A 23,761-nucleotide genomic window follows, 5' to 3' on the forward strand; every position below is an offset into this window, starting at 1 on the left:
CAGGGACCGCGCATGTCTCCCTGCCTCCACCCCGAAGGGGCGAGGTCGACGGTCCGTCAGCGCATGTAGAGCCCGCCGTTGACGTCCCAGCAAGCGCCGGTGACGGTGTCCGCATGCGCCGCGGAGAGCAGTACCGCCGCGTCCGCGATGAACTCGGGGCGTCCCAGTCGGCCCACCGGGATCATGGCCTCGGTCTGCGCCAACTTCTCCGGGTCGACGGTCCGCCGGACCACCGGGAGGTCCTGGGGGCCGGGGGAGATCGCGTTGACGGTCACTCCCCGCGGACCGAGGTCGCGGGCGAAGACCTTGGTCAGGGTGGCGACGCCCCCCTTGGCGGCCGCGTAGTGGGCGCCCGTCGCCGTCCCGCCGTTCTGCCCAGCGAGGGAAGCGATGTTGACGATGCGTCCGAAGCCACGCTCGGCGAAGTACTGCCCGAAGACCTGGCAGCCGTAGAACGTGCCGTTGAGATTGGTGTCGACCACGGCGGAGAAGCTCTCCGGCGTGATGTCCATCAGGGCCTCGATCTTGGAATGCCCGGCGTTGTTCACCAGGATGTGCACCACGCCCCACCGCGCCACCAGTTCGTCACGCACCCGCACGAACGCGTCCTTGTCGCGCACGTCCAGCGCCAGCCCGAGGGCGTTCTCCCCGGTGGGGTCGAGTGCCTCGGCCGCCTTGGCAGCCGCCTCGGCGTCCAGGTCGGTCAGGGCGACGCGGTGACCGCGGTCGTACAGCCGCGCCGCGATGCAGCCCCCGAGGCCGCCCGCTGCCCCGGTGACCAGGGCGACCGGCCGGCCGTCGCCCTCCTCTGCCGCAGCGATGTCCCGCGGGCTCACAGGGTCACGTCCGGCAGCGGGCGGCCGATGCGGGCCTCGATCTTCATGTAACGCCACAGGCCGTACTCGCCGACCTGCACGGTGCGGAAGAGGTTGCAGGCCGCGGCGACCGTCGCCTGATCGGCTACGTCCGCCAGGACGTAGCAGGTCCACGGCCAGGAGTCGGAGGGGCCGACCATGTGCTGGTCGTCGTCGATGGTGCCGATCACGGACACGCCGGGCAGTTCGTGCAGTTGTCGCAGCATGCTCACGGTGCCGTCCCAGACCGTCGAGTGCTGCCCCGTCGGCAGGTCGAAGAAGTTCTGGTTGACGCCGATGCAGAAGAGCACCCGCAGGGGAGCTTCGGAGGAGGACACGTCTGTCATGCCTTTCGTAGTGCCACGTGAGAGGAGTAAAGGGTCGGATCAGAGGTAGCCGGGGAACGGCTGGGTGCCCGTGAGGACGGCTCCGGCGCCGTCGTACATGCCCTCCTGGAGGAAGGCGTGCTGGGGCACCACGGAGGCGTCCCGCAGGTAACGCTGCATGGGGCTCCCGTCGGCGATGGCCCGGATGCCCGCGAGCTGGTAGGCGGACCGGACGACCTCGAAGGAGGTCTTCGCAGCGTGGGCGGAGGCCAGTCGCAGAAGGCTGGCCTGCTGCGGGGTGGCCCGGTCACCGCGGTCCACGGTCTCCCAGACCTCCTCGGTGATGTCGTAGAAGAAGGCTCGAACGGACCGCAGCCGCGCCTCGGTCCGGCCGACCGAGATCCGGTAGGAGGCCCGGTCGGCGGCGACGGGCCCACCGGTGTAGCTGGCCCGTCCGCCCTCGGCGATGACCTGGTCCAGGGCCGCACGGGCGACACCAAGGCCGACGACCGCGAGTACCTGAGCGGCGTAGGGGATGGCCGGATAGCGGAACAAGGGCTCCTCGACGGTGGGTTCGCCGCCCCGGACGAAGGTCCACTCCAGCGGTACGACGACGTTGTCGACGACGAGGTCGTGGCTGCCGGTCCCCCGCATGCCGATGACGTCCCAGTTGTCGACGATCTCGACCTGTTCGGGCTTCAGCAGGGCCATCCGGGGTCGTCCCGCGCGATCCTCGCCGGCCTTGACGCCCACCCCGAGGACGTCCGCGCCCTTGCTGCCGCTGGCGAACTTCCAGCCGCCACAGACCCGCAGACCTCCGTCGACCTGTTCGGCCGGCTGGACGGGGAACAGGCCGCCCGCGAAGGCGACATCGGGCCCTTCCGCATACAACTCCGCCTGGGTTTCCAGGGGCAGGGCGGCGAGGTAGATCAGCGACGAGCCGAAGCTGGCGACCCACCCGGCCGATCCGTCCACCTCGGAGATCCGCTCGATCAAGCGAAGGAACTCGGCGGGCGGCAGCGGTTCTCCGCCGAAGCGCCGGGGAGCACTGGCCCGGTAGATTCCGGCCTTCTTGAACTCGGCTATGACATCGCGGGGAACGTGCCGCTGCTCCTCGAATTCCTGTCGCCGCTGCGCCACCAATTCCAGAACGTGCTCGAATGTCTTGTCGTCCGGCTTTCCCCGTGGGGCGATGGATGGGGATGTATCAAGCGAATGCGTCATGGGCAGTCCTCCGGCAACGTCCCGGCGATCAGTCGATATCGCCTCAGCCGCAAACTATGCGCATGGCTCCTGCGGCAACAATTGGGGATCCGACGGCCCGCCTAGGGGATTTCCTTACGGCGCAGGGGCAGCCGGAAGCGGAAGACGGCCCCTCGGGGGGTGTTGGCACCGGCTTCGATCTCACCGCCGTGGCGGGTGATGATGCGATGGCTGAGCGCGAGGCCGATCCCGTGGCCGTTTCCCTTGGTGCTGAAGGCACCGTCGAAGATCCGCCCGACCTGCGGGACGGACAGCCCCTGGCCGGTGTCTCTGACCTCGACCTCGGCGTACGCGTCGTGCCGGCGCGTGCTGATCACCACCGTGCGCTGCTCCACGGGCCACCGGGCCATCTCCTCGATGGCGTTGAAGGCGAGGTTCGTCACCACCTGGCCGATCAGAACCTTCTCGCACTCCACGGGCACGTCCTCGTCCGTGAACTCCCAACGCAGTGCGACCGTGTGCTGCTGGGCGCGCACGTCGACGAAGTACGCGCAGTCGGCCACGATGTCGTTCAGGTCGGCCTCCTGTTTGCACTCCTCCAGCCGGACGACGTACTCCCGCAGGCTCTGGAGAATCACGGCGGCGCGATCCAGTTGCCGGGTGGCGTGCTCCAACCCCCAGTCGAGGTGCTCGGGGCTCGCATCACCACGGAGACGGCCGCGCACGCCGGCCACGAAGTTGTGGGCGGCCGAGATGGGCTGGCTGACCTCGTGCGCGATGGCCATGGCCATATCACCCATGGCGTTGTAGCGGGCCAGATGGTTGAGGTACTGCGCGTCGCGCCGGCGTTCCTCTTCGGTGCGTACGGTGGCGGTGATGTCGTGGAAGAGCAGCAGCAGTCCGCGGAGGTCGTTCTCGATGTCGATGCTCTGGCAGCGTGCGGCAAACCACCGGTCCGGCCCGCCTACCTCGTCGGAGACCGCCAACCGGTAGCGCGCGTCGGCGGGTTGACCACCGCGTGTGGCGGAGGCCAGGACGTCCCGCAGCACGGCCGCGGAGTCCGGCGCCAGGAAAGCCGCGAAGTCGGCCGCCATGAGTGCCTCGGGGTCCGAGTCGAGCAATTTCCCGGCCGACTCGCCCGCGAACAGCACATGACCGTCGTCGTCCAGGACCACGATGCCCTCGTCGAGGTTACGCAGGAACGCCTGCAGCCGCCCCTCGGTACGGCACAGGTCACGTCGTGTGGCCTTCTCCTCTGCGATGTCGCGAAACTGCACCATGACGACAGGGCCATGGGCGAGATCCACCCGCACTGCGCGGGCCTCGCTGAGGATGTCCGTGCCGCTCTTCGTCCGGTAGCACCATTCGATGACGCTGTTGCCTTCGTCGGCGGCACGCTGGAGCCAGGCCAGACCGACCTCGCGCGCGTACGGACGAGCCCGGGCACTCATGTCTGGCGCCTTCAGCGGCAGCAGTTCATCGAGCGTGAATCCGAGGGCGGAGCAGGCGGCCTGGTTGGCCCACAGGATCTCCTTCGTCCGTGCGTCGTGCACCAGGACGCAATGCTCGAGTGCGCTGAACAGACGAGCCAGGTCGGAGGCGGCGAACTCGGCCCGCCGGCCGTCGCGCTGTGCGGGACCGGAGACTTGGATCATGCGGCTCACACCTCGGACTGGTCGAGACGGCAGCGCATCATGTCGCCGATGAGAGAGCCGAGGGTGTCGGCGTCCGCCTTCTCCCTGATCCTGGCCCGGTGGGCGTCGACCGTCTTCAGACTGATACCGAGTCGCTTGGCAATCGTCTTGCTCGGCTCACCTGCGATCACCTGGCGCAGGACCTCCCTCTCGCGGGTGCTCAGGGTGGAGAGCCGGGCCTTCATCGCCCGTCGCTCCACGCGTCGCGCGTACCGCTCCCCCGCCGTTCGCAGGGCGCTCTGGACCGTGTCGAGCATGCGCTGGGGATCGTACGGCTTCTCCAGGAAGTCGACGGCACCACGCTGCAACGCCCGGACCGACATGGGGATGTCGCCATGGGCCGAGACGAACACGACGGGCAGTACCGTGTCATGCGCGTTGAGCAGTTCCTGCACACGAAAACCGCCCGTGCCCGGCATGCGTACGTCCAGCACCAGGCAAGCGGGACGGTCCGGGTCGAAGGCGGCGAAGAAGGAGTCGGCCTCGGTGAAACACTCCGTGCGCACGTGTACGGACTCCAGCAGCCAGGCCAGGGACAGGCAGAGTTGGTCGTCGTCGTCGAGGACGTAGACGAGGTCCGCGGGCTCGGCGACCGTCTCCGGGTGGTTCCCGCTGTGGCGGTGCGTGTCAGTGGGGGGCGTCTGGGACAACAATCGGGCCGTCATCGTTCCTCGATTCCCAACAGGGCGTGTCCGGCGAACGCCACGCCATGCCACGAACGGGCTTCTGCGGCGCGGCGTCCACGACGTTAGGCGGACTGCCGCCGATGGCCTCACCGCTGGGTGCACGGACAATCACCAGCCCGTGCACCCGGCGGTGGACGTACGGTCCCGGAGGGATGTCGCCCTCAGGTGGAGGCGGGCACCTCTTCGGCGGAGCCGGCCGGAACGCCGTCTGTCGCGAAGAGGTTGTCCTGGCCCGGCCGGAGCCGGCCCAGCAGGACTCCCCCGGCGAAGACCACGATCACGGCGAGTTCCAGGACGAGCGCGGTGGTGCCGGACGCGGAGATCAGCGTGGTGAAGTTGTTCAGCGCCAGGACGGTGGCACCCAGCAGGAGTGCGATGGCCGCGAGCGGGGCGATCAAGGTGTTCCAGGGCCGGGTGTCCAGTCGGGTCCGGCGGAAGAAGACGATGACCGCGACGGACGTGAGCACGTAGAGAAGCATCAGGGCCAGGACGCTCACTCCGCCGCCCCACGTCAGCAGGGTGAGCACCGGGTCCGCGCCGGCCAGCGCGAAGGGGACGATCAGGGCCAGGGCGACGGCCGTCTGGAGAAGGCTGGCCGCGTAGGGGGCTCCTCGGCGGTTCGTCCTGGACAGCCGGCGCGGCAGCACGCCGGCGCCGCTCAGGGAGTGGAAGTACCGGTTGATCCCATTGTGGAACGCCAGGACACCGGCGAGCAGCGAGGTGGCCAGCAGCACCTGGAGGGCGTCGGCGGCCCATGCGCCCAGCGTATCGGTGATCGGTGCGAAGACCACCGACGCGGCGTCACCACGCTGCAACGCCTCCAGCGCCACTCCCTGGACTTTGTCCGACCCGTAGTAACTCACGATCATCCAGGACACGAAGGCGAAGAACACCGAGATCAGGGCCACCGCGAGATAGGTGGCGCGCGGCACGGTCCGGGCCGGGTCCCGGGCTTCCTTGGCATACAAAGCCGTGGACTCGAAGCCGAGGATGCAGCCGATCGCGAAGGTCAGGGCCACTCCCGGGGCACCGTCGAGAAAGGCCGAGGGACCAAAGGAATCAACGATGTCCAGCCCACGAGGCCCGCCGCCGGACACCAGCTCCCAGCAGGCGAAGATCAGCAGCAGGGAGGTCTCGGCGACGACGAGGACCCCGAGGAGTTTCGCCCCGAATTCGATGTCGAGAGATCCGAGGATCTGTACGACGACGATGGTGGCCAGGGTCCAGAACCACCACGGGAGGTCGATGGAGGCATACCTTTGGACGAGCCCCTGGACGACCACTCCGTACAGGCCGTACAGCGCGGCCTGGGTGGCGCTGTAGCAGAGCACCGCGACCTGGGAGGCCCCGACACCGAGTGGCCGGCCGAGGCCGCGGGACACGTAGGCGTAGAAGGCTCCCGCGTCGGTCACATGGCGGCTCATCGCGATGAAGCCGACGGAGAAGAGCGTGATCATGACGCCGACCACCAGGTAGACGCCGGGCGCGCCACCGCCGTTGCCCAGGCCGAGCGGGATGGGCAGGGTTCCGGCTACACCGGTGAGGGGGGCCTGCGCGGAGAGGACGAAGAAGACCATTCCCACCACCCCCACAACGCCTTGGCGAAGCTGGGTTCGATGCTGTGGATCTGAGGGCTGCTGGGTCACGAGGACTCCCTGGAATGCGACAAGGCCGGGCACATGGCATGTGGTGGTGCGGGGAGGGCCGGACGAGCGATGGGCCGTTCCGGCATGGCACGGGGAGCGGCGGGTGGTCGGGGCCGGGGAGGAGCATCCGGGTCGACGGCCGTGTGTCTGGATCCGAGGGGTGGCGACTCGGCCACCCGGTGTGCAGTAGTGTGCGCGCGCCGCAGGACACCGGGGTGGGCCGGCGTGCACCCGTTACCGCCATTGCATGCACGGACGCCGCCGAGAGCCCGGCGGGCGCGCCCTCGCCCCGGAAGGGCTTTACGCGACATGTCCGGGGGTGAAACATTCAGCAATACGGTGGTTGCGTCAGGCGGACTACCGTGGCCGAAAGACGTCTGGTAGGCGGAGCACAGCATGGGTTCGTTCGTGACCACCGAGACCGTCGCACGGACGGAACGGTTCGATCACTGGGCACACGAGGTGTCCAAGGTGTTCGGCGACCTCGACAGCCGCCCTGCCGCCCCGACTTCCTTCCACGGCAAGGCCACCAGCGACACGCTCGGCCTGCTCCAGTTCGCGTCGATCGACGCGGCGCCGCTCGCGGTCCGCCGCACCAAGCGACTGGCGGTGCAGCACGAGGAGGACTACTACAAGGTGGCCCTCCAGGTCGCCGGCAACTGCTTGATCGAACAGGACGGTGCCACCGAGTCGTTGGGCCCAGGGGACCTCGCGATCTGCGACACCTCACGGCCCTACTCGTTCACTTACGAGAGTGACTTCCGTACCGTTCTCATGCTTTTGCCGCGCCCTATGCTGCCGATGCGTCCGGAGACGATCCGGGACATCACCGCCCGGCGGCTCACCACGGACGGGGGTGTGGGAGCGGTTGTCGGACCATTCCTGCGTTCGCTCAGCGAGCAGAACCGAGCGTGTTCGGACGCAGCCGTGCTAAGCCTGACGGACGGAGTGGTCTCCCTGGTCACGGCGCTGGTCTCGGAGAAGCTGGCCGGGACGGCACAGGCCGCGCCGCAGAAGGCGATGATGCTGCGCATCCGTACCTACATCGAGAACCGGCTGTCGAACCCGAACCTCACGCCGGACACGATCGCCGAGGCGCATGGCATCTCCCGCCGTTACCTCTTCAAACTGTTCGCAGCCGAGGACCTGACAGTGGCCGGCTGGATCCGGACCCGGCGGCTGGAGCATTGTGCCCGCGACCTTGCCAACCCCGCGTCGGGGGAACAGCCGATCAGCTTGATCGCTGCCCGGTGGGGCCTGCTCGACTGCCGTCACTTCAGCCGCGTCTTCAAGTCCGTGTACGGTGCGACGCCACGGGACTTCCGCAACCGGGCTCTGGCGCAGGCCGAGGTCGAGGCCAAGGCCTGCTTCTGAGCGGGCGTACGCCGGCAACGACGTCAGGGCCGCCCCGCTGCCCGGTGACCCGATGGATCGACCGGCGCGAGGACGAACCCTGGGCCCCGTCCGGATCGGCGGTCAGATGTCGATGCAGTGCAGCAGGAGGTCCCTCACCAGCGTTCCCAGGTTCTCGGCCTCGGTCTTGGCCTTGATCCGGGCCCGGTGGACATCCACGGTCTTGACGCTGGTTCCCGGACGGCGTGCGATCATCTGGCTCGGCATTCCATCGACCACCAGCCGCAGCACCTCGCGCTCGCGCGGTGTCAGGCTCCCCAGCCGCCCCTCCACCTGACGCCGCCCAGCACGCCGGGCGAACGCGTCCCGTGCCACGCGCAGTTGGGTTTGAACGGCTTCCAGCATCCGCTGCGGCTCGCAGGGCTTCTCCAGGAAGTCCACCGTGCCGGCCTGCATGGCACGGACCGACATCGGGACGTCACCATGCGCGGAACAACCCCCACAGCCACGCCATCTCGGCCGTCTGGCCGCGCCGGGCCAGCGCCCACTGGTCGTGCGTGGCCTTGGTGATGCTGCCCGCCCACCGCGCCGAACAGACCCCGGTCGACTCCCGTTTGCGCACCGCCCAGGCCTCATTGCCGTGCTCCAGGCCCTGCCGGGAACGCACCGAGAGATCACCCGCGGCCAGCGAGCCGAGGAACACCCCCACCTCGGCCAGCACCACCGCATCCGCCTCGGACACCCGCAGCCGGGCCCGGACCGCCACCCCCGCCGGGCCGGGCACCACGAACGACGCGGCCACCTCCCGCAACCCGCCCATCCCGTCACCCCCGCCCGGTCCTGCAACATCTCGTTGCCCCGCAGGTCAACATCATGCGAGAGGCGTCACTCACGGCGTGTGCTCCGGCGTCACGCAGTCAGGGACTGAGGGATGGGATGGAACTGACGCTGGAAGTAGACCAGGCCGCCTCCGTCGTCCTGCCCCTTGATGACCTGGTCCACCTCGACGAACATGACGGTGTGCGAACCGCGCTCCGCGACACCGGTGATGCTGCCTAGCACTGACGCCGCCGAGTCGCGCAGTACCGGCACGCCGTGGGAGTGGTCCCACACCTCTCCGGTCGCGGTGAACCGCTCCTCGGCGGGCACCCGGCCGGCGAAGGCCATTGCCACGTCCTCGTGCTCAACACCGAGGACGTTGATGCAGACGCGCCGATTGTCCTTGAAGATGTCGTGGCTGCGGCTGGAGCGGTTGATGCACACGAGCATGGTGGGGGGTGTGTCCGTCACAGAGCAGACCGCGCTGACGGTGATACCTGCACGGCCGCCGGGGCCGTCCGTGGTGACGATGTTGACTCCTGCGGAGAGATTCGCCATCGCATCACGGAACATCCGCTGCGTCGGCGTCAGTCGGGAGATGCTCTCAGCCACCGTTCCTCCTGCCTGGACCTGGGCGCTCCGGGCCAACCCCGGCTGTCCCGACGTTAGGACGGCGTGCGCGGTGGGCGGTATCGAGAGTTCCTCCGTCGCGGCTGAGGATTTCCCCTACACCGCGGCCTCGGGGGCAGCGCGCAACCGCGCAGGAGGCTGGACCCGTCGCTTCGGCAAGGGCCCACCTGCCCGATCGTAGAGTGCCGCCATCGATATCTGCAGAGTCTCAATCTCGCGGTATCAAGTATTTGTGTTGTATGGGATCGCGTCCATACGCTGGTGGCCGATCAAGAGGCCCCGGCACAGGAGGGGGCAACTGATGGAACTCAGGCATCTTCGGTACTTCATGGCCGTGGCCGAAACGCGTCACTTCGGCAGAGCGGCTGAACAACTGCGCATTGCCCAGCCGCCGTTGTCCCAGGCGATCCGTCGCCTGGAGGCGGAACTGGGGGTGGAGCTGTTCGCTCGCACGACCCGGCAGGTGGCCCTGACCGGTGCCGGCGAGGTCTTTCGCAGGGACGTGGAGCGCATTCTCAAGGCCGTCGACGAGTCGGTCGCCCGAGTGGCGCGCTTCGCTTCGGGTGTGGAGGGAGTACTGCGGATCGGCCTGACGGGTTCTGCCTCATATCGGCAACTGCCCGCACTCGCAAGGCTGGTGAAGCGCGAAATGCCTCAAGTGATGCTGGAGGTGCACACGGAGATGCTCACACCCGCTCAGGAAGCAGGACTCATCGAGCGCCGTCTCGATGTCGGCGTGTTGCGCCCTCCGGTACGGCAGGAGGGGGTCATTCACCGGCCGATCGCCGACGAGCCGCTGGTCGTCGCCATGCCCGAGCAACATCGACTGGCCCGGACGGACTCGGTTCGGGCCGAGGACCTCAGGCACGAGGACTTCATCATGTACGGCGCCACGTTGGGATCCGTTCTCAACGACGCCGTGGTCCGCACCTGTCTCGGCGCGGGTTACTACCCGCACTGTGCGTACGAGATCACCGAGACCTCGGCCGCCCTGGCGCTGGTCGCCGCCGGACTGGGTATCGCCGTTCTGCCGGAGTCGATCCGCTCTGCTCCCCGCGAAGGCGTGGTGTGCAAGAACCTCGTGGACGCGCAGTCCGTGCGACTCGATCTGGCCTGGCGGGAGAACGACGACTCTCCGCTGCTGCGCAGTCTCCTTCAGGTGCTGGAGCAGAACGACGTGTTTCTCGAAGGAGTGGTATGAAGATCGTCCAGGTGGAGGCCATTCCCTTCGCCATCCCTTACGCCAAGCCGTTGCGGTTCGCCAGCGGCGAAGTGCACACCGCTGACCACGTGCTGGTGCGGGTGTACACGGACGAGGGTCTCGTCGGTACTGCCGAGGCTCCGCCTCGCCCGTACACCTACGGGGAGACCCAGGAGTCGATCGTTGCGGTCATCGACAAGATCTTCGCCCCGCAGATCCTGGGCCTCACGGCTCTGGAACGCGAGGTCGTGCACGCCAGGCTGGACCGCACGGTCGGCAACCCGACCGCGAAGGCCGCGATCGACATGGCGCTGTGGGACATCATCGGCCAGGCCGCGGAGATGCCGGTCTCCGGGCTGCTCGGTGGCTACACCGATCGCCTGCGAGTGAGCCACATGGTCGGCTTCGCGCCTGCGGAGGAGATGGTGGCGGAGGCAGAGCGGATCCGCGACACGTATGGCATCACCACCTTCAAGGTGAAGGTCGGCCGTCGGCCCTACACCGACGACGTCGACGCCTGCCGCGCCCTGCGTGCGGCGCTCGGCCCTGACGTCAACCTGTACGTGGACGGCAACCGGGGCTGGAGCCCCTCCGAGGCGGCACGCGCGCTGCGCGAGATGGACGACCTGGGGCTCACGTTTGCCGAGGAGCTGTGTCCCGCGGACGATGTGCTGGGCCGTCGCTGGCTGGTGGCACAGAGCCGCATCCCGTTCATCGCAGACGAGAGCGCCACCCACGCGGCGGACGTGACGCGTGAACTCCTCGGCGGTTCGGCCACCGCGATCAGCATCAAGACCGCTCGCACTGGCTTCACCGCCTCCCAGCGGATTCTGCGCCAGTGCGAGGGACTGGGTGTCGAGATCGTCATGGGCAACCAGATCGACGGGCAGATCGGCACCCTGTGCACGGTCGCCTTCGGTGCCGCCCACCGCACCAGCGCCCATCACCCCGGTGAACTGTCGAACTTCCTCGACATGACCGACGACCTGCTCGCCGAACCGCTGACCATCAGGGAAGGCGCCCTTCGCGTCCGCGAGGGCAACGGGCTCGGCATCGACGTCGACCCCGAAAAACTGGCTCGCTACCGCCAGGACCACTGAGCCACCACGAGCCGCAAACCGCAATAAAGGGACGGGACATCATGACTGACATCACCACCGAGAAGGCCACCGCTGCTGCTTCAGGGGCCGCGGCGACAGAGCAGTTCCGCAACAAGGGTGCCGCCGCGGCCGACGTCGGCACCGAGCGCGTCGACACCCTCGTCACCGCGCTCCTCACCGCCACCCACGACATCATCCGACGCCACAAGGTCACCTACGCCGAGTACGACGCCCTCAAGTCCTGGCTGATCCGGGTAGGCGAGGACGGCGAGTGGCCGCTCTTCCTCGACGTGTGGGTCGAGCACGTGGTGGAGGAGGTCGCGGGTGAGAGCCGCGAGGGGAGCAAGGGCACCATCGAAGGCCCGTACTACGTGCCGGACGCGCCCGCCCTGCCCGCCGAGGCGACCCTGCCGATGCGGGAGGGCGAAGCGGGGACGCCGCTGCTGTTCCAGGGACAGGTCACCGCTGTCGACGGCAGCCCGCTGGCGGGCGCCAAGCTGGAGATCTGGCAGGCCGACGACGACGGGTACTACTCCCAGTTCGCGCCCAACCTGCCGGAGTGGAACCTGCGAGGAACGGTGATCGCCGACGAGACGGGCAACTTCTGGATCCACACGATTCAGCCGGCGCCTTACCAGATCCCCACCGACGGCGCCTGCGGCAGCCTCATCGCGGCAGCCGGCTGGCACCCCTGGCGCCCCGCCCACCTCCACCTGAAGGTCTCCGCGCCGGGCTACCAGCTCATCACCACCCAGCTGTACTTCAAGGACGGCCAGTACGTCGACAACGACATCGCTACGGCCGTGAAGCCCGAGCTGATCCTGGACCCGACTGCGACCGGCAACGGCAACGCGGTCACCTACGACTTCGTCCTCGACAAGGCGTGATGCACCGTGCTCTTCGCCGTACGCATGGATGTGAACATTCCGCGTGACCTCGACCCGCAGGTGCGCGAGGATCTGGTGGCCCGTGAGAAGGCGTACTGTCACCAGCTCCAGAAGTCGGGAGAGTGGGTCCACATCTGGCGGTGCGTCGGCCAGTACGCCAACATCAGCGTCTTCGATGTCGCCGACAACGAGGCACTGCACCGCGTCCTGTGGAATCTCCCTCTCTTCCCCTTCATGAAGGTGGAGGTCACGCCGTTGGCGCAGCACCCGTCCGATCTGGCGGCCGGCGAGGTCGTGGCGTGAGAAGCAAGGTGGTGGCCACCGCCGCGGAGGCGGTGGCCGATATCCCGGCCTGCTGGACAAACCAGCGTCTCCTGGGCCACCACCCGCAGCAGCCGCCGCACCCGCACCTCCCTGGTCCAGATCCGCTTTGACGCCGCGACCTGGCGCGACCGCCCGCTCAAGTCGCGATGCACGACAGCGGGCAACGGCACATGGGGACGAGCTCTGACCCTGCGCGAACCCGCCCAGCGGGCCGCGCTCCAACAACGCCGCCGCGAGCAAGACACCGACGCCTGGCGGGCACGCCACCGACCCCGCGCCGGGATCGAGTCGACGGTCTGCCAGATCGTCCACCGCACCCACAGCCGCCGCAGCCGCTACCGGAATGCAGCCACCACCCGCCTCGGCCGCTGCCTCGCCGCCACCGCCATCAACCTCATCCGCATCGACGCCTGGCACCAAGGCCACCGACCCGAGACCACCCGCACCACCCACCTGTGCCGGGCCGGTCTCCGGTAGCGGCTGCGCTTCGGCAGGCGCGACGAACGAGCAGTACGAGTGCGCCAGCACGTCCCGGTACACGCGCGCCGAGGACGGGTCGGCCGGCAGGTCCCGCGACCGCACCATCGTCAGCACGATCCCGTCCGCGAGGTGCAGGCGGCCGTCCTTCAGCCGGAATCCACGCTTCGCGCAGTCCAGCGTGGGCAGGGCCTCGCGCTTCTTCTTGGGCGTGGGCAGCCCGGCGCGGCGGTGCATCGGCAGCCGGTCCTTGATGTCCTTCTGTGCCTTCGTACGGGACTTGCCGAAGTCGCGGACGATCTGCTGCTGCGGCACCGAGGAGCCCTCGGCCGGCCACGGAGTGCGGGCGCGGGCCTCGGTCAACATCGTGTCGAGCTGCCCGGGATCGCACGTCCGCTTGTCCTGGGGGTGTGCATTGTTGCGCAGGTGGACCGCCTGTGTTCGCCCGGGCCGTCCGGCTGGTCAGCCGTGGGCCCTCCGCGCCCGGACCAGACGCGGCGACGCTCCGCGTCGCCCACGCGGGATGCGATTCCTCCCCGGCGTGAACGCCGGAGCATCCTCGCAAGAATCAGGTGATCCTCGGCTCACCCGCGGCCTCGGCCGGCAAGCGCCACTACAGGACGAACGCCGCGTATGCGTACCCCCGTGCCAGAGCGAGGCCTGACCGGAAGCTGCAACTCGCTTCTTTCACTGCTTACTTCACCTCTTGACGAAAGTGGTCCATACCTTTAGGTTCACGGGTCAGCCACACACCCTGGGACGCGCTCACCGTTCAAGAGGTGAACGCAGCCTCGGTTGTTCATCCCCCCACGAAGGGCCCTCCGCACACATGCCCAGAACTCTCCCCGCGGCTGTCTCCCTCACCGCGCTCTCCCTCGCCACCGGCCTGCTCACCGCCTCGCCCGCGCAGGCCGCCACCGGCACCATCACCGGCCTCGCCGGCAAGTGCCTCGACGTCGCCGGCGCCAACTCCGCCGACGGCACGGCCGTCCAGCTCTACGACTGCAACGGCACCACCGCCCAGCAGTGGACGGTCGGCAGCGATGGCACGATCCGCGCCCTCGGCAAGTGTCTCGACGTCACCGGCAATGCGACCGCCGACGGCGCGCAGGCGCAGCTGTGGAGCTGTACCGGCGGCGCCAATCAGAAGTGGACCGTCACTGCCGCGCACGACATCGTCAACCCGCAGGCGAACAAGTGCCTGGACGTCACCGGCAACAGCTCCGCCAACGGCACCCGCATACAGATCTGGAGCTGTAGCGGCGGCTCCAACCAGAAGTGGACCGCGCCCGCCTCCGGCGACGGCACCACCCCGTCCGCGCCGATGGCCGTGGCGCCGTACCTCTACAACGGCTGGGGCAGCCCGCCGAGCCCCACCACGGTCACCAACGCCACCGGCGTGAAGTACTTCACCCTCGCCTTCGTGCTCAGCAACGGCTACTGCAATCCCCAGTGGGACGGCAGCCGGGCGCTGACCGGAGGCGTCGACCAGCAGACGATCAACACTGTGCGGGCGAACGGCGGCGACGTCATCCCGTCCTTCGGCGGCTACAGCGGCAACAAGCTGGAGAGCTCCTGTTCCAGTGCGAGTGAGCTCGCCGCCGCCTACCAGAAGGTGATCACCGCCTACGGCCTCAAGGCCATCGACATCGACATCGAGGCCGACGCCTACAGCAACCCCACCGTCCAGCAGCGCACGGTCGACGCGCTGAAGACCGTGAAGGCCAACAACTCGGGTCTGAAGGTGTACGTCACCATCGGCACCGGGCAGAGCGGTCCCGACACCAGCCTGATCAACCGGGCCGCCTCCTCCGGTCTGACCGTGGATGCCTGGGCCATCATGCCGTTCGACTTCGGCGGCGCCGGCCAGAACATGGGCAACCTCACCACACAGGCGGCCGAGGGCCTCAAGAACGCGCTGAAGAACGCGTACGGCTACAGCGACGACCAGGCCTACCGGGACATGGGCATCTCGTCGATGAACGGCATCACCGACCAGAACGAGACCGTCACGGTCGCCGACTTCCGGACGATCCTCGCCTACGCCCAGCAGCACCACCTGGCGCGGCTGACCTTCTGGTCCGTCAACCGCGACCGCCCGTGCACCGGCGGCCCCGCCGACAGCTGCTCCGGCGTGAGCCAGTCCGACTGGGACTACACCCGCGTCTTCGCCGCGTACACCGGCTGACAGAACCGTCCCACCCACCCCTCACCACAAGCCGCCCCTCCCCCAGCCTTCGGGCGAGGGAACCCCCGTCTCGCTTCGTTCGGCAAGGAGAACCCCCGTGCTCACCGTCTTGCGCTTCCCACTCAAGCGCCGCCGCAGATCCACCGCCGCGGCGTTGGTCACCGTGGCCGCCGCTTCCCTGCTCACCTCCGCACCCGCGCCCGCGAGCGCGGCCACGGCCCTGCCCACCGACTTCGCCACCGTCATGAACGCCGCGAGCGGCCGCTGCCTGGACGCCCGGTCGGCTGCCACCGCCAACGGCACCGTCGTCCAGCAGTACTCCTGCAACAGCAGCGCGGCCCAGCAGTGGAGCTTCACCTCCACCAGCGACGGCTATGTCCGCATCAACAACCGCAACAACACCAATCAGGTCGTGGATGTCGCCGACACGTCCACGGCCGACAACGCGCCCGTCCATCTGTGGACCTACGGCGGCGGCACCAACCAACAGTGGCTGCCGGTCGACGAGGGCGGCGGCGCCTACCACTTCGTCAACCGCAACAGCGGCAAGTGCCTCGACGACCCCGGCGCCTCGACCGCCGACAGCGTGCAGTTCGTGCAGTACACCTGCAACGGCACCGCCGCCCAGCGCTTCCAGGTCGTCCCCGTGACCCAGTCGACGGCCAACCCCGACCTCGGCCCGAACGTCGCCGTCTTCGATCCCTCGATGTCCTCGTCGACGATCCAGAGCAAGCTGAACTCGATCTTCCAGCAGCAGGAGACCAACCAGTTCGGCTCCCAGCGCTACGCCGTGCTGTTCAAGCCCGGCGCCTACAGCGCCGACGTCAACGTCGGCTTCTACACCCAGGTGTTGGGCCTCGGGCTGTCGCCCGACGCGGTGACGATCAACGGCGCGGTGCACGCGGAGGCGGACTGGTTCCAGGGCAACGCCACCCAGAACTTCTGGCGCGGCGCCGAGAACCTGTCGGTCAACCCGACGAGCGGCAGCGACCGTTGGGCGGTCTCGCAGGCGGCGCCGTACCGCCGGATACACCTGCGCGGGAACCTCGCCCTGGACGACGGCGGCTGGTCCAGCGGCGGCTACCTCGCCGACAGCAAGGTCGACGGCCAGGTCAACTCCGGCAGCCAGCAGCAGTGGCTGACCCGCAACTCGCAGCTGGGCAGCTGGACCGGCTCCAACTGGAACATGGTCTTCGTCGGCAGCCAGGGCGTGCCGGGCACCAGCTTCCCGAGCCCGCCCGACACCACGGTAGCGCAGACCCCGGTCAGCCGGGAGAAGCCGTTCCTGTACGTCGATGGCAACGGCGCCTACCAGGTGTTCGTGCCGTCGCTGCGGTCCAACTCGACGGCGACCAGCTGGGCAGGCGGCCCCTCCGGCAGCTCGCTGTCGCTGGACACCTTCTACGTCGTGAAGCCGGGCGCGACCGCCTCCCAGATCAACGCCGCGCTCGCCGCCGGCAAGAACCTCCTGGTCACCCCAGGCGTCTACCACCTGGACCAGACCCTGCAGGTCAACCGCGCCGACACCGTCGTCCTCGGCCTGGGCCTCGCCACCTTCGTCCCGGACAACGGCATCACCGCGATGAAGGTGGCCGACGTCGACGGCGTGAAGGTCGCGGGCCTGCTGTTCGACGCGGGCACCACCAACTCGGCGAGTCTGATGGAGGTCGGGCCGTCCAACTCGTCCGCCACGCACGCCGCCGACCCGACCTCCCTGCACGACGTGTACTTCCGCGTCGGCGGCGCGGGCGTCGGCAAGGCGACCACGAGCCTCGTCGTCAACAGCGACAACGTCATCGGCGACCACATGTGGATCTGGCGCGCCGACCACGGCAGCGGCGTCGGCTGGACCAGTAACACAGCGGACACCGGCCTGATCGTCAACGGCGACAACGTCACCATGTACGGCCTGTTCGTCGAGCACTTCCAGAAGTACCAGACCGTCTGGAACGGCAACGGCGGCCGCACGTACTTCTTCCAGAACGAGATGCCCTACGACCCACCGAACCAGGCCGCCTGGATGAACGGCTCCACCCAGGGCTACGCCGCCTACAAGGTCGCCGACTCCGTCACCAGCCACCAGGCCTACGGCCTGGGCAGCTACTGCTACTTCAACGTCAACCCGAGTGTGACGGCCGCGCACGCCATCGAGGCCCCGAACAACGCCGGCGTCCGCTTCACCAGCATGGTGACCGTCTCCCTCGGCGGCACCGGCACCATCAGCCACGTCATCAACAACACCGGAGGCCCGTCCAACTCCACCACCAACGTGGCCAACCTGACGGCCTATCCGTAGAGCGTCCGCACCCCGAAGACGCAAGCTCCGCCCGTCGGCCGTCCCGCCACCCCGCCTCACGGCGGGTGGCGGGAGGGCCGTCCACCCCAACACGCCCAAGGAGTGTCCCCAACCATGCGCATCTCCCCCCACAGACGGTCCGGTACCAGACACAGCCTCGGCGGCCGGTTCGCGGTCTTCGCCGTTCTCTCCGCCGTCCTCACCGCGCTGCTCACGGTGACGCCCGCCCAGGCCGCCGACGGCTCGATCTCCGGGCTCGCCGGCAAGTGCGTCGACGTGGCGGGTGCCAACAGCGCCAACGGCACCGCCGTACAGCTCTACGACTGCAACGGAACAGGCGCCCAGACCTGGTCCAACTCCGGTGACGGAACCCTGCGTGCGCTCGGCAAGTGTCTGGACGTCGTCGACCGCAGCACCGCCGACGGCGCGGCGGTCCAGCTGTGGGACTGCTCGGGTGGCGCCAACCAGCAATGGGTGGTCACCGCGGCGCACGACATCGTCAATCCGGCCGCGAACAAGTGCCTGGACGTCCGGGACAACAACAGCGCCAACGGCACCCGGCTGCAGATCTGGACCTGCACCGGCGCGGCGAACCAGAAGTGGAACGCCCCTGCGAGCGGAGGTGGCGGCACCCCGTCCGGATTCGTCGTCACCGAGGCCCAGTTCAACCAGATGTTCCCGAGCCGGAATTCCTTCTACACCTACAGCGGCCTGACCGCCGCGCTGAGCGCGTACCCGGGCTTCGCGAACACCGGCAGCGACACGGTGAAGAAGCAAGAGGCCGCCGCCTTCCTGGCCAACGTCAGTCACGAGACGGGCGGCCTGGTCTACGTGGTCGAGCAGAACACCGCCAACTACCCCACGTACTGCGACTGGAGCCAGTCGTACGGCTGCCCGGCCGGCCAGGCCGCCTACTACGGGCGCGGCCCGATCCAGCTCAGCTGGAACTTCAACTACAAGGCCGCGGGCGACGCGCTCGGCCTCGATCTGCTCAACAACCCCTGGCTGGTGCAGAACGACTCGGCCGTGGCCTGGAAGACCGGCCTGTGGTACTGGAACACCCAGACCGGCCCCGGCACCATGACCCCGCACAACGCCATGGTCAACGGCGCCGGCTTCGGCCAGACCATCCGCTCCATCAACGGCTCCCTCGAGTGCGACGGCAAGAACCCGGCCCAGGTGCAGAGCCGCGTCGACGCCTACAACAGGTTCACCTCGATCCTCGGCGTCAGCCCCGGCAGCAACCTCTACTGCTGACGACCGCCGCTCAACAAGGAGCCGCAATGCGCAAGTTGAGATCCCTCACCAAGGTCCTCCTCGGCACACTCGGCGCGATGACGCTCGTCGTGGCGGTCCCGGCAAGTGCCCACGCAGATGTCCTGACCCTGCTGCCCCAGAACGCCGACGGTCTGGAGCAGACCTTCTCGCCCGCCTACGACTACGACGGCGACGGCTGCTACGCCACAGCCGCCATCGGAGCCGACGGCACCATCAACCCCGGCCTGGCGCTCGGCGGCGACGTCAACGGCCACTGCCACGACTACGCCCAGCTGGCCAACGCCAACACCTATTCGCGCGAGAAGTGCAACAACAACTGGTGCGCCGTGATGTACGCCAGCTACTTCGAGAAGGACCAGGCCACGCTGGGGCCCGCGGCGATCGGCCACAGGCATGACTGGGAGCACGTCGTGGTGTGGATCAACAACAATCAGGCGCAGTACGTCTCGGTGTCCCAGCACTCCAGCTATCAGGTGGCAGCCGCCTCGGCCGTCCGTTTCGACGGCACCCACCCGAAGATCGTCTACCACAAGGACGGCGTCTCGACCCACGACTTCCGCTTCGCCAACACCAATGACGAGCCCCCGGAGAACGTCACGGGCGGCTGGTTCTACCCGCGCCTCGTCGGCTGGAACGGCTACCCGGCCGGATACCGCGACAAGCTCATGAGCGCCGACTTCGGCTCGGCCACCATCAAGATCGATGACGGCGACTTCGAGTACGCCCTCGCCTACTCCATGCCGTCCGGAATCCCCTTCGACCCGTACGCCTGACACCCGGGCCCGCAGATCCAGCCACGGTGTGTCGAAAAATGGCCCCCGCAGGCTCTCCCCTGCGGGGGCCCTCCACGCCCTCGGAACCAGGGTGGTTTGACGCGTCTCGGCATCACTCCCGGCTGAGAGGGAGCACCCCCGCGCCGAGAAGGAGCGCGAACTCCGCCCCGATGGCTGCACAACGTGATGGGGCATGTGGTGCACGGGACGGCCGGTGTCCAGCGGCGGCCGGACCTGTGTCAGTGGTGCAGGAGTCGGAGGTCGATGGCCTCGGACATGGCCTCCATGCCCGCGTCATTGGGATGGATGTGGTCGCCCGAGTCGTAGGCGGGGTTGAGGGCCGATGGGTCCGCGGGGTCGCGCATGGCCTGGTCGAAGTCGATGACGCCGTCGAAGGCGTCGCTGGTGCGGATCCAGTCGTTGACGTTCTGGCGGATCGCCTCGGCGGCGGGCGTGTAGTAACCATTGCCCTTGTCCGGCATCAGGGTCGCGCCGACGACACGGACGCGGGCTGCGTGCGCTTCGTCGATCAGTGTGCGGTAGCCGTTGATGAGGTCCTGGGCGGTGAGCGGCCCGCCATCGGGCCCGGCGTTGTTACCGATGTCGTTGATGCCCTCGAAGAGGATCACGTCCTTGACGCCGGGCTGGCCGAGGGCGTCGTGACGGAAGCGTTTCAGCGCGCTGATGCCCTGCCAGAGGTTGGGGGCGTCGGTGAGTACGCGGTTGCCGCCGATGCCTGCGTCGACGACGCTCAGCTTTTGCGGGCCCGGCTCGGCGGCGAGACGGCGGCCGAGGAAGTCCGGCCACCGGGTGTACGTGCCGGTCGAGGAGTGGTAGCCGTCGGTGATGGAGTCGCCGAAGGCGACGACAGCGCCCTTCGCTGTCGAGGACAGGACGTCGAGACCCGCCAGGTAGTACCAGGATGTCGTGGTGGTCGCGAACGCGGCGGAGCTCTCGTCGCCGGTGTGGTCGCCGGAGGCTATGGAGGTCGTGTCGAACGCGTCCGAGTGCCACGTCGACATGCCGGTGGTGCCGGGGACGTAGAGGCTGATCAGGAGGTTCTGGCCGGCCTCGACCGAGATCGGGACAGCGTCGCTCACCGCCTCGTCACCGGCGGTGATCACCACCTGCCGCGCCCCACCGAAGGTGATGCGCCGGCTGGTTCCGGGCTTCGCCGCGCCGCCGCTCGCCTGAACGGCCACGTCCACGGCTCCGACGTCGAGCGGCTCGGGGCTGTACCGGTTCGACAACGTGATCCGGGCGCCCGAGCCCGCGACGCTGCTGTGCACCACCATCCGGATGGTCTGGTTCTCGAAGGACGGGCCGCCGGTCGTCATGCTGGGCGACCAGGCGCTGACCCGGGTGCCCTTGTCCTGCGACGACGGCGTGGCCGTGCTCGCGGTGCCCGGCGGGGCGACCGCGAGCCCGAGCACGATCAGCGCGCCGACCACGGGAAGCAAGAATCTGAGTCGGGGCCCACAACTCGCTGCTCGGCTCTGCTTCTTGGGGAACATCGTCGCTCTCTCCGCTCGTCTCGTCGTCCCTGCACGACGGGGATTGCGGCCCGGTGTTTCCCGGCGTCCGGCCGGGCCGGACGCTCTGGGGAACACCATGGACGCGTGCCAGGTGGCTGTCGTGCCCGCGCGTTCAGTCCACGAGTTCCGTCAGCGTCACCGTGTCGCCAGGCTCCAGCGTCACGGTCGTGCTCTTCGCGCCCGCGGCGACCGTGGTCCTGCGGCCTCCGACACTGCGCAGCCTCACCTCGCGTACGCGGCCCTGCCTCCAGGACACGTCCACCGTGAATCCCCCGCGGGCTCCGGCTCCCTTGAGCGAGCCGGAGCCGGCCCAGGCGTCGGGCAAAGCCGGGAGCAGTTCGATGTGGCCGGGGCGGGAATGGACGAGCATCTCCAGCATGGCGGTGGGTGTGCCGAGGTTGGCGTCGATCTGGAAGATCGCGCGGGTGTCCGACACCCGGTACATGTCGAAGAAGTTCATCGCCGTGCCGGTGTCGCCGCCCGACCAGGGCCGCAGATTGGTGAGCAGCAGCTGGTAGGCCTTGTCGGCGTCCTTGAGCCGCGCCCAGCAGGCGGCCCGCCAGGCGCAGGCCCATCCGTAGCTCTCCATGCCGCGTGCGGTGAGCAACTCCGTCGCGCCTTTGAGGAGTTCGGGGTCACCGGCGTCCGGGCGGATGCGGTCGCCTGGGAACAGGCCGATCAGCGGGGAGAGATGGCGGTGGGTGGTCTCGCCGAGGTTGTCCTCGCTCATCCACTCCTCGAGCCAGCCGGACTTCGGGCTGACGCGCGGAAGATACAGACGCTCCCGCACCTCCCCTACCGCAGCGGCGTGTTCGAGGTCGCGGTCGAGCGTGCGGCACGCCTCCTCGTAGTGGCCGAAGAGGGACCACAGGAGTTCCTGGGTGTAGGTGATGCCGCGGGCGTCCTGCGGTCCGTGCTCGGGTGACCAGTCGTGGTCGTCGATCAAGACCTCGCGACTGTCGACAGTCGTCGTGATCAGCCGCGCCTCCCAGAACTCGCAGGCGCCCTTGAGCAGCGGCATGATCCGCGCAAGATACTTCGTGTCCTGCGTGAACTCGTAGTGCTCGTAGAGGGATTCGCACAGCCAGGCGTTGCCGGCCGGGTGCCACCACCAGCCCAGGCCGCCGTAGGGGTTGGTGGAGAAGGCCACCGTCCAGCCCGCGACCTTGCCCGAGGTGTTGCGGTAGCGGTTGCGGGAGTCCTGGAACTTCGCTTGCGTGACCTCGTTCCAGGCGGGGAGCTGGGCCAGGCAGTAGTCGGCGAAGGCGGTGAAGGTGTCGCCGATGCCGGCGCGGTCGGGCAGCCAGTAGTTCATCTGGATGTTGATGTCGGTGTGGTAATCGCCCATCCAGTCGGGCGTGTTGCCCTCCAGCCACAGCCCCTGCAGCCCCATGGGCAGGCCGTCGCGCGAGCCGCAGATGGTCAGGTAGCGGCCGAACTGCAGGTAGCTCGCCTCCAGTTCGGGGTCGGGCGCCGCCCCGTCGGCGGCCCGCGCCTTCAACCGCGACCAGGTGTCGAGGCGGCGCTGCCGCGTGCTGGAGCTGCCGAGGTCGAGCGTGAGCCGGTCGTAGCGGGACCGGTAGTCGGCGACGTGTGTGTCCCGCAGCCGACTGCCTGCGGTTCGCGCCGCCGCAAGGGCCTTGGACTGCGCGAGGGCGAGCGGGTCGGCGTCCGGGTCGCGGTAGCCGGCGGCGTGGTCCGGCGCGTAGTCGGTGCCGCCGCTGATGACGAGGGTGACCTCGGTGCAGTCGGTGAACGTGACGCGGGTGCCGGTGGCGGCGATCGTGCCGTCCCCGGCGGCGGCCACGGCGGCGGCGTAGCGCAGCCCGTTGGCGAAGGACGACGAGAAGGAGGCGAGGCGCTGGTCCTTGTCCACGCCGGTCGTCTCGCCGTGCGTGCCGGAGAGGATGAGGGCTCCGCTCAGGGATCCGCCGCCGCTCTGGCTGAGCCGGACGACGATGGTGTCGTCGGCGGCGCCGGCGAACATCTCTCGGACGTAGCGGACCTTGTCCTTGGTGTACGTGGTGGTGACCAGGCCGTTGCTGAGGTCGAGGGCCCGCCGGTAGCCGGTGACGGCGGAGAACTCGTGGCCCGGCATGTGGAGCATGACGCGGGCCAGGAGGGTGAAGCTGCCGAAGTCGTCCCGCCCGTAGGGGAATTGGCCGTCGGAGTCGAGGGTCGTGTTGGCGCCGCCGGTCCACAGCGTTGCGTCGGTGACGTGGAGCAGCTCGCGGGCGGGGTCGGCGCCGATGAGGGCGCCGATGCGGCCGTTGCCCAGGGGCAGACCCTGCTCGATGAGGAGGTCTTCATCGGCGGGCTCGGGGTACCACAGGGTCGTCGCCACGTCGGCGGGGACGAGCGGGGAGGTGGTGGGGCGGCTCGGTGCGGCGTGCGCGGTGAAGGTGGGCAGCGCGTTCAGGGCGAGGGCGGTGCCCAGGCCGAGGACCAGACGTCTGGACGGGTGTCCGTTGCTCATGTGCGGCTCCTTGTA

Annotated in this window: 20 protein-coding genes and 1 pseudogene; 10 read left to right on the top strand and 11 right to left on the bottom strand. The window is 68.7% G+C overall.

What is annotated here, in order from left to right; all coding sequences use genetic code 11:
* Window positions 1-56: 56 nt before the first annotated feature.
* The 6 genes from ABT114_RS42000 to ABT114_RS42025 form a co-directional block, all read right to left on the bottom strand.
* The gene (locus ABT114_RS42000) at window positions 57-836 is read right to left on the bottom strand and encodes an SDR family NAD(P)-dependent oxidoreductase (RefSeq protein WP_351150048.1); all 780 of its coding nucleotides are present in this window, start codon (window positions 834-836) and stop codon (window positions 57-59) included.
* A complete protein-coding gene (locus tag ABT114_RS42005; protein WP_351150051.1) occupies window positions 833-1,201 on the bottom strand; it encodes a hypothetical protein in 369 nt (122 codons plus the stop codon). Before ABT114_RS42005 ends, ABT114_RS42000 begins: the two co-directional genes overlap by 4 nt.
* 39 nt (window positions 1,202-1,240) lie before the next feature.
* The gene (locus ABT114_RS42010; protein WP_351150054.1) at window positions 1,241-2,404 is read right to left on the bottom strand and encodes an acyl-CoA dehydrogenase family protein; all 1,164 of its coding nucleotides are present in this window, start codon (window positions 2,402-2,404) and stop codon (window positions 1,241-1,243) included.
* Window positions 2,405-2,505: 101 nt separating this feature from the next.
* On the bottom strand, window positions 2,506-4,038 hold the full coding sequence (locus tag ABT114_RS42015) for a PAS domain-containing sensor histidine kinase (protein WP_351150057.1): 1,533 nt from the start codon (window positions 4,036-4,038) through the stop codon (window positions 2,506-2,508).
* A 5-nt stretch (window positions 4,039-4,043) separates the two neighbouring features.
* On the bottom strand, window positions 4,044-4,727 hold the full coding sequence (locus tag ABT114_RS42020; RefSeq protein ID WP_351150060.1) for a response regulator transcription factor: 684 nt from the start codon (window positions 4,725-4,727) through the stop codon (window positions 4,044-4,046).
* Window positions 4,728-4,924: 197 nt separating this feature from the next.
* On the bottom strand, window positions 4,925-6,340 hold the full coding sequence (locus tag ABT114_RS42025) for an APC family permease (protein WP_351150063.1): 1,416 nt from the start codon (window positions 6,338-6,340) through the stop codon (window positions 4,925-4,927).
* A gap of 465 nt (window positions 6,341-6,805) precedes the next feature.
* On the opposite strand from ABT114_RS42025, the gene ABT114_RS42030 reads away from it, so the two are divergent.
* Complete coding sequence (locus ABT114_RS42030; protein ID WP_351150066.1) at window positions 6,806-7,783, top strand: AraC-like ligand-binding domain-containing protein; 978 nt, start codon at window positions 6,806-6,808, stop codon at window positions 7,781-7,783.
* Window positions 7,784-7,885: 102 nt separating this feature from the next.
* Here ABT114_RS42030 and ABT114_RS42035 read toward each other — a convergent pair whose 3' ends face one another.
* The 3 genes and pseudogenes from ABT114_RS42035 to ABT114_RS42045 form a co-directional block, all read right to left on the bottom strand.
* Window positions 7,886-8,233, bottom strand: a complete 348-nt coding sequence (locus ABT114_RS42035; RefSeq protein ID WP_351150069.1) for a response regulator transcription factor — start codon at window positions 8,231-8,233, stop codon at window positions 7,886-7,888.
* Between the two features lie 31 nt (window positions 8,234-8,264).
* Window positions 8,265-8,582: pseudogene (locus ABT114_RS42040) on the bottom strand (IS200/IS605 family accessory protein TnpB-related protein); the annotation flags it as partial.
* 89 nt (window positions 8,583-8,671) lie between these two features.
* On the bottom strand, window positions 8,672-9,193 hold the full coding sequence (locus ABT114_RS42045) for a flavin reductase (RefSeq protein ID WP_351150072.1): 522 nt from the start codon (window positions 9,191-9,193) through the stop codon (window positions 8,672-8,674).
* Window positions 9,194-9,512: 319 nt separating this feature from the next.
* Between ABT114_RS42045 and ABT114_RS42050 the strand changes: the two genes are divergently transcribed.
* From ABT114_RS42050 to ABT114_RS42095, 9 genes are all read left to right on the top strand, one after another.
* Window positions 9,513-10,412 carry a LysR substrate-binding domain-containing protein gene (locus ABT114_RS42050; RefSeq protein WP_351150075.1) on the top strand — a complete coding sequence of 300 codons (900 nt, stop codon included), beginning with the start codon at window positions 9,513-9,515 and terminating at the stop codon, window positions 10,410-10,412.
* Complete coding sequence (locus tag ABT114_RS42055) at window positions 10,409-11,512, top strand: mandelate racemase/muconate lactonizing enzyme family protein (RefSeq protein ID WP_351150078.1); 1,104 nt, start codon at window positions 10,409-10,411, stop codon at window positions 11,510-11,512. Before ABT114_RS42050 ends, ABT114_RS42055 begins: the two co-directional genes overlap by 4 nt.
* A gap of 41 nt (window positions 11,513-11,553) precedes the next feature.
* Window positions 11,554-12,399: a catechol 1,2-dioxygenase gene (catA, locus tag ABT114_RS42060; RefSeq protein ID WP_351150080.1), complete on the top strand. Its 846-nt coding sequence runs from the start codon at window positions 11,554-11,556 to the stop codon at window positions 12,397-12,399.
* A gap of 6 nt (window positions 12,400-12,405) precedes the next feature.
* Window positions 12,406-12,702, top strand: a complete 297-nt coding sequence (catC, locus tag ABT114_RS42065; protein WP_351150083.1) for a muconolactone Delta-isomerase — start codon at window positions 12,406-12,408, stop codon at window positions 12,700-12,702.
* 39 nt (window positions 12,703-12,741) lie between these two features.
* Window positions 12,742-13,200 (top strand): transposase, encoded by a 459-nt coding sequence (locus tag ABT114_RS42070; protein WP_351150204.1) that lies wholly within the window; start codon window positions 12,742-12,744, stop codon window positions 13,198-13,200.
* Between the two features lie 829 nt (window positions 13,201-14,029).
* Window positions 14,030-15,388 carry a lectin gene (locus tag ABT114_RS42080; protein ID WP_351150086.1) on the top strand — a complete coding sequence of 453 codons (1,359 nt, stop codon included), beginning with the start codon at window positions 14,030-14,032 and terminating at the stop codon, window positions 15,386-15,388.
* Window positions 15,389-15,497: 109 nt separating this feature from the next.
* Window positions 15,498-17,684, top strand: coding sequence for a pectate lyase-like domain-containing protein (locus ABT114_RS42085; protein WP_502988497.1), 2,187 nt, complete (start codon window positions 15,498-15,500; stop codon window positions 17,682-17,684).
* A gap of 114 nt (window positions 17,685-17,798) precedes the next feature.
* A complete protein-coding gene (locus ABT114_RS42090; RefSeq protein WP_351150091.1) occupies window positions 17,799-18,941 on the top strand; it encodes a glycoside hydrolase family 19 protein in 1,143 nt (380 codons plus the stop codon).
* Window positions 18,942-18,967: 26 nt separating this feature from the next.
* Complete coding sequence (locus ABT114_RS42095; RefSeq protein ID WP_351150093.1) at window positions 18,968-19,735, top strand: NPP1 family protein; 768 nt, start codon at window positions 18,968-18,970, stop codon at window positions 19,733-19,735.
* A gap of 239 nt (window positions 19,736-19,974) precedes the next feature.
* Here ABT114_RS42095 and ABT114_RS42100 read toward each other — a convergent pair whose 3' ends face one another.
* The gene (locus tag ABT114_RS42100; protein ID WP_351150206.1) at window positions 19,975-21,186 is read right to left on the bottom strand and encodes an SGNH/GDSL hydrolase family protein; all 1,212 of its coding nucleotides are present in this window, start codon (window positions 21,184-21,186) and stop codon (window positions 19,975-19,977) included.
* A 196-nt stretch (window positions 21,187-21,382) separates the two neighbouring features.
* Window positions 21,383-23,746 carry a glycosyl hydrolase family 95 catalytic domain-containing protein gene (locus tag ABT114_RS42105; RefSeq protein WP_351150096.1) on the bottom strand — a complete coding sequence of 788 codons (2,364 nt, stop codon included), beginning with the start codon at window positions 23,744-23,746 and terminating at the stop codon, window positions 21,383-21,385.
* Window positions 23,747-23,761: the final 15 nt, after the last annotated feature.

Origin of the sequence: Streptomyces sp. NPDC002088 (assembly GCF_040296605.1) — a bacterium.
In the GTDB taxonomy this organism is placed as follows: Bacteria; Actinomycetota; Actinomycetes; order Streptomycetales; family Streptomycetaceae; genus Streptomyces.

Excerpts from the sequence above, each read along its gene's own strand:
- ABT114_RS42055 (WP_351150078.1), top strand. The coding sequence starts at position 10,409 with ATGAAGATCGTCCAGGTGGAGGCCATTCCCTTCGCCATCCCTTACGCC.
- ABT114_RS42010 (WP_351150054.1), bottom strand. The coding sequence starts at position 2,404 with ATGACGCATTCGCTTGATACATCCCCATCCATCGCCCCACGGGGAAAG.
- ABT114_RS42090 (WP_351150091.1), top strand. The coding sequence starts at position 17,799 with ATGCGCATCTCCCCCCACAGACGGTCCGGTACCAGACACAGCCTCGGC.
- ABT114_RS42105 (WP_351150096.1), bottom strand. The coding sequence starts at position 23,746 with ATGAGCAACGGACACCCGTCCAGACGTCTGGTCCTCGGCCTGGGCACC.
- ABT114_RS42030 (WP_351150066.1), top strand. The coding sequence starts at position 6,806 with ATGGGTTCGTTCGTGACCACCGAGACCGTCGCACGGACGGAACGGTTC.
- ABT114_RS42050 (WP_351150075.1), top strand. The coding sequence starts at position 9,513 with ATGGAACTCAGGCATCTTCGGTACTTCATGGCCGTGGCCGAAACGCGT.
- ABT114_RS42015 (WP_351150057.1), bottom strand. The coding sequence starts at position 4,038 with ATGATCCAAGTCTCCGGTCCCGCACAGCGCGACGGCCGGCGGGCCGAG.
- ABT114_RS42025 (WP_351150063.1), bottom strand. The coding sequence starts at position 6,340 with ATGGTCTTCTTCGTCCTCTCCGCGCAGGCCCCCCTCACCGGTGTAGCC.
- ABT114_RS42095 (WP_351150093.1), top strand. The coding sequence starts at position 18,968 with ATGCGCAAGTTGAGATCCCTCACCAAGGTCCTCCTCGGCACACTCGGC.
- catA (WP_351150080.1), top strand. The coding sequence starts at position 11,554 with ATGACTGACATCACCACCGAGAAGGCCACCGCTGCTGCTTCAGGGGCC.
- ABT114_RS42080 (WP_351150086.1), top strand. The coding sequence starts at position 14,030 with ATGCCCAGAACTCTCCCCGCGGCTGTCTCCCTCACCGCGCTCTCCCTC.
- ABT114_RS42005 (WP_351150051.1), bottom strand. The coding sequence starts at position 1,201 with ATGACAGACGTGTCCTCCTCCGAAGCTCCCCTGCGGGTGCTCTTCTGC.
- ABT114_RS42035 (WP_351150069.1), bottom strand. The coding sequence starts at position 8,233 with ATGTCGGTCCGTGCCATGCAGGCCGGCACGGTGGACTTCCTGGAGAAG.